Below are 11,655 nucleotides of genomic sequence, written 5' to 3'. Positions count from 1 at the left end.
TTTTGATCCATTTCTCAGCTTTTTTATCTTATATTTAATTACACCCACTTACTTATCGCTTCGAGTTATTTTGCTGCCAGTCATATTTTTTGGAGCTATTAAAAATGCGATTAATTAAGGAAATATAGATTTTTAAAAATAATTCAAGTCTTTTTTTGCATTTACCATAACACAGCTTGATTTATCTTTAGTTGATCAAATCAAGATAATAAAGCAACATTTTATAGTTATAAATTCTTATGGACTTATAAATCTAAATTGTTAGAATATTAATTGTTACAATATATAAGATTTTCAATATCTTGATATTTAATTATTTCTCCCACAACCCACAACTAGATTACCAACTAAGTAATGGAAAATTCATTAGAACAAAATGAACTGATAATTTCCAAGAATCATAGACCTTTAGGAGAAATCTTAATCGAAGCAGGATTGATTTCTGCTACTCAATTAGAAATAGCTTTGCAACAACAGCAAAATGATAGTCGTAGAATTGGCGAAATTTTAGCTTCTCACAAGTGGATTAAGCAAAAAACTGCTGATTTTTTTGTCGAAAAATGGGCGCAGTTACTGAGGCAAAAACAGAAAAAACCTCTTGTTTATTACTTTCGCCATTCAGGATTATTAGACGAGCAACAAATTGCCATGGCGCTACGAGAGCAAAAACAGCAAGAAAAGCCTACAAGATTTCATCGCTTAGTGGTCGAAAGAGGATATATCAAACAGTTGACTGTCGATTTTTTCTTAGCTAATATATTTGAAATATATCATTCCAATGTTTTCTCTTTTGCTAAACCCTACGAAATTCTCACCAGATATAACAAAGGAGAAACTGATTTTCGTCGTACAGAATTAAGTAAAGCTCCTTTAATGGGTGTCAGTCTCAAAGGAATTAAACTGGATGGGTCTAATCTGAGGGAAGCAAATCTTAGTAGTTGCAACCTGAGCAATTCTAGTTTGAAACAAACCAATTTAGCCTTGGTCAATTTCATTAAGGCAATTTTAACTGAAGTAAATTTTGAACGAGCTAATTTATGTCAAGCTAACCTAGGGGAAGCTCATCTAAAAGATGCTAATTTCACTCAAGCTAATCTACAAAAAGCAGACTTAGATCGAGCGTATTTGTTCAATACTAATTTTGCCAAAGCAGATCTAAGATATGCTAAATTACCAGTAGAATATACTTATAAAGTTTTTTACGATAGTGAAACTATGTTTGATGAGTCGTTCGATCCAAAACAAGCAGGTTGGATAAAAATAGATTATTAATCATATTAATCATAAACTACTGTTAAATGTGGTCTGTCTATATTATTCGCTGCGGTGACAATTCTCTCTATACAGGCATTTCCAATAATGTCGCCAAACGTTTTGCCACTCATCAATCTGGTAACTCTCAAGCTGCTAAATATACCAGACACAGACATCCTTTGAAATTGGTTTTCAGCGAGGAAATTGGTACAAAGTCCGAAGCTAGCCGTATCGAATATCGAATCAAGCAACTACCAAAAGGAACAAAAGAAAGTTTGGTCAAAGGAATGACATCATTACCTAACTTGCGTGTGATTGGTCTGGTTTGAAACCAGGATTGATCGAGAGTTTTTCAGCTTGTTGCCAATCGATAGTATCGTATAGTTTGAGGTTTTATTTATCAATAAAATCACCAAACATTATCATTAAACAACAAATGACTTCCAAAATATTTCACCTAATCAAAATTACTTCTGTCACCTTAATTACATCTGCTTTAGGATTAGAAGTATGGAATATTTATTTACATCTACACAACGCAATACTACCAGAAAAACTAAACTTTGCTTTATGGTTTGGTACGATCGCTTTAATCGCTCATGGTATGGAAGGCTTGATTGCTGCTTTTAATGCTAGTTCTCGCGATCGCAATCCTATTATCTACGGCATCTATACATTTTTTGTGGGTTTTGTAGGTTTGCAGGAATTATTTGCTCGATCTTCCCATTAAACTAAAATTATCCCTTTCTCCGTGAAAACAAGCAGAAAAAAAAGGACTATTTTGCAAATCCTCGTAAATATACTGTTGTATTATAATTTAATTTATTAGAAGATAAATCTTGTCACCAATAAAATTATTGAGTTTAAATTATTTTCTAATTGTATTAGCTAAAAGCTCGCTTCATAACTAATCAGTTTTCTAGTCTTGCTCCAAAGCCCAGTTTTTCCGACTGGGTTTTTTCTTAATTCAGATAATATTGTAACTCTTAATACCAAAAAAGTGCCATAAATTGAGCTTGTTTCAATTCAACTACCACCAATGGTGACATCTTTGATGCGTAAACTAGGTCCACCACAACCAACCGCCAAACCAGATTGTCCTCCCTTGCCACAACCCCCCGATTCGTCCCAATAAAAATCATCGCCGATCGCTTCGATATTAGCCAAGGTTTTAAAAACATTTCCCGATAGGGTAACATCCTTAACAGGTTCTGCTAGTTTGCCATGACGAATCATCCAAGCTTCCCCAGCACTAAAGGTAAACATTTCTCCATTAGTCATTCCTCCCAGCCAATTACGGGCATATACACCCTCCCCAATGTCTTCAAATAGTTCTTTGACAGGAGTTTTTCCTCTAGCAATCCAAGTATTGGTCATGCGTACTATAGGTGAATATTGATAGTTCAAACAGCGAGCATTTCCTGTAGGCTTCTCTCCTAGTTTTCCTGCGGTTTCGCGGGAGTGCAATCTGCCAACCAAAACCCCATCTTTGATTAATTGTGTAGTGGTAGCAGGAGTACCTTCATCATCATAAAAATAGCTACCGCGATGAATATATTGATCTTCTGCTTCTAGGGGTGCTGCACCATCAAAGATTTGCAATTCATCGGAGCCAAAACGTTTGCCCATACTCATTACTTCCAGTAAGTCTGGATTTTCATAAGCCATATCTGCTTCGGAAAGATGTCCGAAGGCTTCGTGAACGAATAGTCCTGTTAGAATTGGGTCGATAACGACGGTATAAGTATCCCCCTTAATTTTGGGCAGAGTTAAGGCATCTACTGCTCTTTGTGCTGCACCTATGACCTGGGAATCTAAATCGGTCAAATCTTCGTAACCTTGCCGAGATCCTGTGGTTTCTCTCCCTGTTTGAATTAAATCCCCTTTTCTTGCAGTGGCAGAAAATCGCATCTCCAGATCCGTCCACGACTGCTCGATCGCACTACCTTCAGAGTTAGCAATGATAATTTTTTGAGAACTATCGCTATAGCTTACGGTGGTAGCTGTTAGACAGTCATGATATTCTCTCAGCAGGCGATCGTAGCGATCGCATAATGCTTTTTTATCAGTCAAGGATATGGTTCGCGGATCGCTTCCCTTTAAAGGAACTTGGCATACTGTTTGTATGGGTGCAACCTCTGCCAAAATTGTTTCTGATTCGCCGATAGTTTTGGCAGCAGCGATCGCTTCCTCAATGCGATCGATTAGGGTATCTAAATCGTTAAACGCGGCAAATCCCCAACCACCTCGATAACAAGCCCGCACCTGTCCTCCCAAAGCAATACTTTCACTCAGGGTTTCTATTTTGCTGCTGCGGAGAAAAATATTTGTTTCTTCTGCTTGTTCTAAACGAATAGTCAAAAAATCAACGCGATCGCTATAAACCTCAATCAATTCGGTCAAGCGATTTTTGTGTTCGGCAAATAACTCAGGCATTAACAATCTTGCTTATTTTAAGGTATGGTATTGCAACTATAACTATTTTCTCGATTGTTTAATAAACTTAGTTCTGCAATAAAGGCAGGCATTGATGTAGCTTACGATCTAAAAATAAAGATTGAGGATAATTAGTTGCTAAATCTGTCGCTTCCAAAATAACTTCCGCATCGCTTTCTTTGGTGCAAAAAGAGTTAACCCCAAGGGAATATAAAAGCTCAATTACTTCAGGATGATGGTAATCACTCCAATGAATCAGGCTTGTTTGAGGAGAAATAGCTTTAATCAACGCTAAATTATCAGTGTTGGATTCTCCTTCAATATCAAAGAACAAAATATTAATGTTCATTTGTCCGTACATTAAAGAAAAAACCTGCTCTGAATTTTCTAATAGCATTACTTTTAAACGGGGTCGATTGACTTTAATTAGTTGACTTAACTGTCTTCCCTGGTGTTTGTTAGGCTCAATAATTAAAATGTTTTTGGCTCTATATAACGATGCTTTGGAAGGAGAAATGTTGTCTAGCATAATTTTAAAAATCTAAAAATAGCCACGAAGTGCGTATATTTATCTAAATATTATTACTTACAATCTTACATCGCCTTTTTGAATTATCAAGTGTTTTTACGGTAGATTAATCAAAAATTGATAAAACAGTCAGATTTTTATGATTTATTTGAAGTTTGTATAAAGTATTTATACTCGATAAGATATTAAATAATTATTTAAAACGCTTAAATAACTGGGCATATTCTTTACACTTTGTTACGGTAGTAGGCGTAATTTCAAAAAACAGCAAAAACCTTAGTCAAAAAACAAATAACTAGACTAAATTGCTGATTTTTGATTTGAAAATTATTAAATAATTTTGACTAAATTTAACAATCGACCAGGTAGAACTTTCGATGATTCAACACGAACCAGTAAAAGCGAATTATTCTCCCTCGATCAATCTCAAAAAATATAAAAATTATCTAGGGCGCAATCAATTAGATCGGACAAACCCCTATAGCCTTGGCTTCTCGTTTATTAATTTAAGTCAATACCTGCTGTTGTTTATATTGAATGCTATTTGTTTGAGTTTTCTGATTTTTGTGTGTAGTTTAATGCAATAGTGTCAAATTTATTTAGGCAATAACAAATAAGTAATACTGCTAAGAGTTGCAGCAATAGGTAAAGTCAAGAACCAAGAACTCAGTACCTTAGAAAACATTCCAATATGGGCAGTCTTAGAAATTACTCCTACGCCAAAAATCGAACCTACAGATACATGAGTTGTAGATACGGGTACGCCCATGCGACTGGCAAAGATAACTAAAAATCCTGTTACCACGTTGGCAGCTAAACCTTTTCCTGGATTGAGGGTAGTAATCTTATTGCTCACTGTCATCGCTACTTTGCGAGCATTTAATAAACCACCGATCGCCATGCCCAAACCAACAGCTAACATTCCACCTCGAATAGAAAAAGCTGTCACTGTTAATAGTAAAGCAACTATCTTGGGAGTATCGTTTAAACCCCTAGCAAAACTAACAGCACCAGCACTTAAAAAATGACAGGTATCGACAATTTTATGACTATCAATACCCCAAAAGTTTCCGACATAACGCTGACTGCAATTTTCTTTAGTATCTATTGCCAAATTGGGAGTAGTTGACATTGCCAAATTATTACTATCGGAGGAGATAGCAATGGGAATTAATTTTTGTTGATTACCAACACATATACACCAAGCCTTTTCTATTTTGAGAGCCATTCGTAAATAATGCAGCAAGCTATACAGAATAATCCCCAAGACAATAGCAATTAAAGGACTAGCTAATAAAGGAATAAAAAACGATTTGCCCAAAGCTGCAAAATTCAATTCCATGCCGATCGCAGCTAAACCAGCCCCAGTTAAAGCCCCTGTAATTCCATGAGTCGTAGAAATAGGAAAACCAGTTACCGTAGCCAAGATAACCGTTAAAGCTGCACCCAAAGCTACTGCTATGTGAAACGAACTCGTATCAGCGATCGCGTCTGGCACAAGACCTTTCCCAGAGAAATTTTTGAGTAGCGCACTGGCTAAGATTACCGAACAAATAGAACCAGCAAATGTAGTAGCAGTTGCCCACCAAATTGCAACTTTATAGTTAGTAGTTTGACTGCCAAATAGAGTGGCTACCCCCTTAAAATTATCATTTGCACCATTAGCATACGCCAGAAAAACTGTCGTTACAAAAACAGCAAAAACCCACATTAAAGCACACCTATTTATTGATTACTTATTACTTAACAGCATTCTCCAGGAGAACAACAGTCATCGCTGCTGGTTTCTGTTAGATTGTATTCCGAACCTTTGGTTTCCCTCGCATGACGAATAGCTTTAGTTTTACAACTAAATTCTTGTGCCTCTTCTAAAGAGATATTTTCATAAGGTTCGATAGCAATAACATCATCAGAGTAAGGACTACAGCAGCTAGTCATAATGTTATAAGTTTTATCGCAAACAGCCATTCTTTCTCCGCGACAAAAAACATGACCATCGTCGTCCATAACTTGCTTCCAAGGGCCTTTATAGACTACTGATTGCTTTCTCTCTAAGCACACACCTTCTTTGCCTTTATATGCCCGTACCGTCATCGAACGAAATTCTACCCCATCGATAACTTGCCAAGGAGTTGATTCTCGCTTGAGGATTTCTACGCCATAAAAACCAGCATCCTCAAACATCTTGAGGAAATTATCTTCTCTAAACGCTCCTGCAATGCAACCACTCCATAGATCGGGATCGTTGAGGATTTTGGGAGTAGGATCTTCGTCGCAAACTATATCAGATATTACTGCCCTGCCACCTCGTTGGAGGACGCGGAAAATTTCAGCAAACAGCTGTTGTTTATCTTCAGGACGAACCAAATTCAAGACGCAGTTAGAAATTACCACGTCTACACTATCATTAGCAATTAATGGCTCTTTTTGACGCAAGCGATCGCATTGCGCTTCGTATTCGCCAATTCGATCAACGGAAGTTATGGGATTTTCTTGCAACCACGACTGCAATTTAGCTAAAGGTAATTTTAAATCTTGAATTTTCCCTTTGACAAATTCCGTATTAGCGTAACCCAGTTTGTCTGCCATCTCTCCCTGATATTTACGGGCCAGGTTAAGCATTTCGTCGTTAAAGTCTACACCAATAATTTTGCCCGACTCGCCGACTTTTTGCGCTAGGATATAGCAATTTTTTCCCGCACCCGAACCCAAATCGACTACGGTTTCGCCTTGGTTGACATAGCGGGTGGGATCGCCACAACCATAATCTTTTGCCACAATTTCTTCAGGAATGATTTGTAGATAATTCCCATCATATTCTGTCGGACAGCAGAGAGTAGGCTGTTGTTGTCTTGCACCTTCTTGATATCGTTCTAATACTGCCGACTCAATATTATAATCTACAGCAGTGGATGAGGTTGGCTGTTGGTTAGTTGCAGTCTCAGTCACAGATAACTAATCCTTTTACTTAATTTTGGTTATATAACAGGCTAATCACCCAGATTATAGGTTTAATTGCTCTTAAAAAGTCAATTATTCTCTGATGATTTAATTTTTTTAATTGATGACACGCCCTAGTTATCTAAATACACAGACATGAAATTTTCCTGAGAAAACAGGATACTCTAATTACTAGAGTCTTTAGGAGTATTTACAGTGGGATTTTCCAGTAACAAGTTAACCTATCCTCATGCTCATAAATCAGAACAAAAGGATGACTATCATGGAGTAACGGTAGCAGATCCTTATCGTTGGTTAGAAAATCCAGATTCTGAAGCAACACAAGCTTGGATTGCAGCTCAAAATGAAGTTACAGGGAATTATTTGGCTAGTATTGATGCCAAAAAAAAGATTCAACAGCGTTTGACTCAGTTATGGGACTATGAAAAGTATGGCAGTCCTTTTCAGCGTGGCGATCGCTATTTTTATTTTAAAAATGATGGCTTGCAAAATCAGAGTGTTTTATATACCCTGAATTCTTTAGAAGACGAGCCAAAAGTACTTTTAGACCCCAACACTCTATCAGAAGATGGCACTGTGGCACTATCGGGCTTATCAATTAGCGATGATGGTAATTGGTTGGCATATGGCTTGTCTACCGCAGGATCTGATTGGATAGAGTATCGAGTAAAAGATATTGAAACAAAAGAAGATCGAGCAGACTGCTTAAAGTGGATTAAGTTTTCTGGGGCATCTTGGACAAAAGATAACCAAGGATTTTTCTACAGTCGTTATGACGAACCAAACGAGCAAACTAAGCTAGAGGATGTTAATTACTGTCAAAAGCTCTATTATCATTCCTTAGGTACAATACAATCTGAAGATACCTTAATTTACGACCGTCCAGATCGTAAAGAATGGGGTTTTAGCGGTGGCGTGACTGAAGATGGTAGATATCTAATTATTAGCGTGTGGTTGGGTACGGATAGTAAAAATCTAGTTTTTTATCAAGATTTAGAACAACCAGACAGCGAAGTTATCGAATTAATCAGCGAGTTTGAAGCTAGTTATGACGTAATCGATAATGATCAAGATATCTTCTGGATACAGACAGATTTGAATGCGCCCAGGGGCAAAATAATTGCTATTGATTTAAACAAGCCAGAAAAAGCCAATTGGCGAGAAATTATTCCTGAAGCACCAGAAACCTTAGAAGGTGTAGGAATTTTAAATAATCAGTTTGTGGCTAATTATCTTCAAGACGCGCGATCGCAAATTAAGATATTCAACTTAGATGGTAGCTTTGTCAGGGAAATAGAATTACCAGGAATTGGCTCTGCGGGAGGTTTTGGAGGCAAAAGAGAAGATACCGAAACTTTCTATACTTTCACAGGTTTTACTACTCCTGCGACAATTTATCGCTACGATATGATAACGGGGGAAAGCCAACTATTTCGTCAACCTCAGGTAGATTTTAATCCTAACGACTACGAAACTAGACAGGTATTTTATCCTAGTAAAGACGGAACAAAAATACCGATGTTTATTACCCACAAAAAAGGAATTAAACTCGATAGCAACAACCCCACTTATCTTTATGCTTATGGTGGCTTTAACATTTCCCTGACGCCTAATTTCTCGATTAGCAATCTTGTCTGGCTAGAAATGGGAGGAATATATGCGGTAGCCAATTTACGAGGCGGTGGAGAATATGGTGAGGCTTGGCATCAAGGGGGAATGAAAGATAAAAAACAAAATGTCTTTGATGACTTTATTGCAGCAGGGGAATGGCTGATCAAGAATAAATATACCCGTACCGATAAACTAGCGATCGCAGGTGGTAGTAATGGTGGTTTATTAGTGGGTGCTTGTATGGTACAACGTCCCGAGCTTTTTGCTGCTGCACTCCCCGCTGTGGGGGTATTAGATATGCTGCGCTTCCATAAGTTTACAATTGGTTGGGCATGGTGTTCAGAATATGGCGATCCTGACAATGAAATAGATTTTAAGACCCTATATGCCTATTCTCCCCTACACAATCTCCAAGAGGGGACAGCATATCCTGCCACCATGATAACTACCGCAGATACTGACGATCGCGTTGTTCCTGCCCATAGTTTTAAGTTTGCTGCTGCATTACAGGCTGCTCACCAAGGAGATAAACCTGTTTTAATTCGCATTGAAACCAAAGCGGGACATGGTGCGGGTAAGCCCACTACCAAAGTCATCGAAGAAGTTGCTGATAAATGGGCTTTTCTAGTGGCTAACTTAGATCTCGATCAAACCAAAGGGGCAGATTGCAAAAAAGTAAGAGCCAGATAGATTAAATCTGACTCTTACTTTTTTCAGTACCCCCAAGGGAATTTGAATCCCTGTCGCCTCCGTGAAAGGGAGGTGTCCTAGGCCACTAGACGATGGGGGCTTGGACTTCTTTTGGGTTGCTTTATTTAACTGGCAACGTTTCTAAATATATCGAATATTTTTGTTGCTGTCAACACTTTTTGGAAAAAACTTTTTCAGCACCAGACTTAAATTCATTACATACCTCGCTGCATCTGCCTTAGACGTTGTTGTGCTGAGGGATCTAGGGCATTAAACAAAAAACGACCAGAAGGTTTCTTCTTGGTCTGTTTCTTGGTTCTACTTTTGGTTTGATGTGCCGCTTGGTCTACCTCTCTTGCCAACATCTGAGCCGATCGCCATTCTGCTCCATAGCCAACTACTGTTAGTTGCTGGGCGCGATCGCTGGTAGCTACAATTAGTCTGGTTGATTCCTGCTGATATTTTTTGCGAGAGAATAAGGCACAAAATTTTTCTATGTAGGTGTCAGCGGTTTCGGCAAAAGCTGTGTAATGCACGGTCAAACCTGAAGTATGCTTTTCCACGCTGCGAGGAGTATCTTGATAGTGAGCATCAAATACTACCTTAGTCCGATATTCTACAGAGGCACTGTAATTGATCAAACATTCGACTAGTTCGCGACGGGCGACTTGTAGCCCATGGCGATCGCGACTTTTCTTCAGGTCAGACCAGTCGCCGATGATATTATAACCATCGACGAGCAGTATCGCCTGGTAGGATGAAGGAGACATTGCAATTTATTATTTTTAGAGGATGAAAATACTGTCCTCCCCATTTTAGGCAAAATTGTTAACAAAAAGTTAAATAAACAAAAATAAGCTTCTTCCGTTTATTTTTCTGTTGCTAATAGCCTTTGCTTAAGGCTTTGAGGATCTCCTTTGGCGACAACCTTCCCTCCTTCTAACAAGAAAGCTCCATCACAATAATCTAATTCTTCCAGACGATGAGTCACCCACAAAGCAGTCAGGTTAGAATTTTTAACCAGATTTTTTACTTGAGCTACTAGTTCTAACTGACTATCTGGGTCTAATAGGGCAGTAGGTTCGTCAAACATAATTACTTCGCAGTTGCGAGCAATAGCTCCTGCGATCGCAATTCGTTGTTTTTGCCCTCCACTCAAAGCATGAATTGGTCTTCTTTCCAAATCTAATAGATTCACTGCATCCAATGCGGAGCGTACTCTTTCCTTGACCTGGACTAGAGATAAATGTTCGCTAACCAAGCCAAAAGCAATATCCGCACCAACAGTAGGCATGACTAACTGGCGATCGGGATTTTGAAACACAAAACCAGTCTTATATGGCATGACGATAGATCCGCGATCAGGAACGAGCAATCCTGCCAGGAGTCTTAAGAGAGTAGATTTTCCGCTGCCGTTGTTTCCCAACAGCATCCAAAACTCTCCTTGAGGGACTTCCAAAGAACAACCATCTAATACAATTGCTTCAGATGACCAACTAAAACCTACATCATTTACTCTAATAACGGGTGTTTTGTCTGGTTTTAGACCTATATTGATGGAGTGAGACATTCTACATTCTATTTGTTAGCAGTGGTAGCAGCGAAGAAACCAGGGACTCGTCCTTCTGCCATGCCACCAGACTTTTTATTCAGACTGACCGCACAGATAAGATTCCCCTTGACGGCTACTTTCTTATCTTCTTCTTTATCACAAGTCAGTTCGACAAGGTCGGAGCTACCAGAACGCATTGCGTTGAGGATTTGTTGGTAAAGACTTTCTGCTGCTTCGGCTTCTTTACGCTGAACAGATATGGGAAGGGGCATATCTTGCAAGACTATATCGATAGTAAACATAAAACTCTCATAAAAGGTTATTGCACTTTTAGATTATCTTCGATCTATACAGAAATTCCCATCTTTCTTTAGCCTTTATTCAGGCTAAACTTAATTTTTTCTTTGTATTTGACCTAGAAAGTTAAGCTATTTTCTCTTATTATGTGTAATATAAGTAAAGAAAAGTTAATTTTTCTCACAATTGGATTGATGTATATTTGTGTCAAATCCGATTAAATCGTAATAATCCCAACGATCTTATCAATATTACTTCGGAGATCTATTTATATGACAATAGCAGTAGGACGCGCGCCTGCTCAACAGGGCATCTTTGATGCAGT

11 protein-coding genes and 1 tRNA gene are annotated in these 11,655 nt (G+C 38.3%); 4 read left to right on the top strand and 8 right to left on the bottom strand.

What is annotated here, in order from left to right; translation table 11 throughout:
- The first annotated feature begins 354 nt into the window (after window positions 1–354).
- The 3 genes from I4641_RS22075 (at window position 355) to I4641_RS22065 (ending at window position 1,984) form a co-directional block, all read left to right on the top strand.
- A complete protein-coding gene (locus tag I4641_RS22075; protein ID WP_229642750.1) occupies window positions 355–1,272 on the top strand; it encodes a pentapeptide repeat-containing protein in 918 nt (305 codons plus the stop codon).
- A 26-nt stretch (window positions 1,273–1,298) separates the two neighbouring features.
- On the top strand, window positions 1,299–1,583 hold the full coding sequence (locus I4641_RS22070) for a GIY-YIG nuclease family protein (protein WP_229642749.1): 285 nt from the start codon (window positions 1,299–1,301) through the stop codon (window positions 1,581–1,583).
- Window positions 1,584–1,690: 107 nt separating this feature from the next.
- A complete protein-coding gene (locus I4641_RS22065; RefSeq protein WP_229642748.1) occupies window positions 1,691–1,984 on the top strand; it encodes a hypothetical protein in 294 nt (97 codons plus the stop codon).
- Between the two features lie 296 nt (window positions 1,985–2,280).
- On the opposite strand, the gene I4641_RS22060 is transcribed toward I4641_RS22065, so the two are convergent.
- From I4641_RS22060 to I4641_RS22045, 4 genes are all read right to left on the bottom strand, one after another.
- Entirely contained in the window at window positions 2,281–3,690 is a 1,410-nt protein-coding gene (locus tag I4641_RS22060; protein WP_229642747.1) for a TldD/PmbA family protein, read from the bottom strand.
- A gap of 67 nt (window positions 3,691–3,757) precedes the next feature.
- Entirely contained in the window at window positions 3,758–4,219 is a 462-nt protein-coding gene (locus I4641_RS22055; protein ID WP_229642746.1) for a DNA-binding response regulator, read from the bottom strand.
- 595 nt (window positions 4,220–4,814) lie between these two features.
- Window positions 4,815–5,930 carry an inorganic phosphate transporter gene (locus tag I4641_RS22050; protein ID WP_229642745.1) on the bottom strand — a complete coding sequence of 372 codons (1,116 nt, stop codon included), beginning with the start codon at window positions 5,928–5,930 and terminating at the stop codon, window positions 4,815–4,817.
- 32 nt (window positions 5,931–5,962) lie between these two features.
- Complete coding sequence (locus tag I4641_RS22045) at window positions 5,963–7,168, bottom strand: DUF8838 domain-containing protein (protein ID WP_229642744.1); 1,206 nt, start codon at window positions 7,166–7,168, stop codon at window positions 5,963–5,965.
- Between the two features lie 207 nt (window positions 7,169–7,375).
- Here I4641_RS22045 and I4641_RS24345 point away from each other — a divergent pair, with 207 nt between their 5' ends.
- A complete protein-coding gene (locus I4641_RS24345; protein ID WP_229642743.1) occupies window positions 7,376–9,481 on the top strand; it encodes a prolyl oligopeptidase family serine peptidase in 2,106 nt (701 codons plus the stop codon).
- A 27-nt stretch (window positions 9,482–9,508) separates the two neighbouring features.
- Here the strand turns inward: I4641_RS24345 and I4641_RS22035 are convergent.
- From I4641_RS22035 to I4641_RS22020, 4 genes are all read right to left on the bottom strand, one after another.
- A tRNA-Glu gene (locus I4641_RS22035) sits at window positions 9,509–9,581 on the bottom strand.
- A 115-nt stretch (window positions 9,582–9,696) separates the two neighbouring features.
- Window positions 9,697–10,251, bottom strand: a complete 555-nt coding sequence (locus tag I4641_RS22030) for an NYN domain-containing protein (RefSeq protein ID WP_229642742.1) — start codon at window positions 10,249–10,251, stop codon at window positions 9,697–9,699.
- A gap of 98 nt (window positions 10,252–10,349) precedes the next feature.
- Complete coding sequence (locus tag I4641_RS22025) at window positions 10,350–11,051, bottom strand: energy-coupling factor ABC transporter ATP-binding protein (RefSeq protein WP_229642741.1); 702 nt, start codon at window positions 11,049–11,051, stop codon at window positions 10,350–10,352.
- An 8-nt stretch (window positions 11,052–11,059) separates the two neighbouring features.
- Window positions 11,060–11,335: a UPF0367 protein family gene (locus I4641_RS22020; RefSeq protein ID WP_229642740.1), complete on the bottom strand. Its 276-nt coding sequence runs from the start codon at window positions 11,333–11,335 to the stop codon at window positions 11,060–11,062.
- Window positions 11,336–11,655 lie beyond the last annotated feature (320 nt).

This window comes from Waterburya agarophytonicola KI4 (assembly GCF_020640915.1).
In the GTDB taxonomy this organism is placed as follows: Bacteria; Cyanobacteriota; Cyanobacteriia; order Cyanobacteriales; family Xenococcaceae; genus Waterburya; species Waterburya agarophytonicola.
The sequence above is the reverse complement of the archived record's forward strand: the minus strand, read 5'-3'. Positions and strand labels throughout refer to the sequence as shown.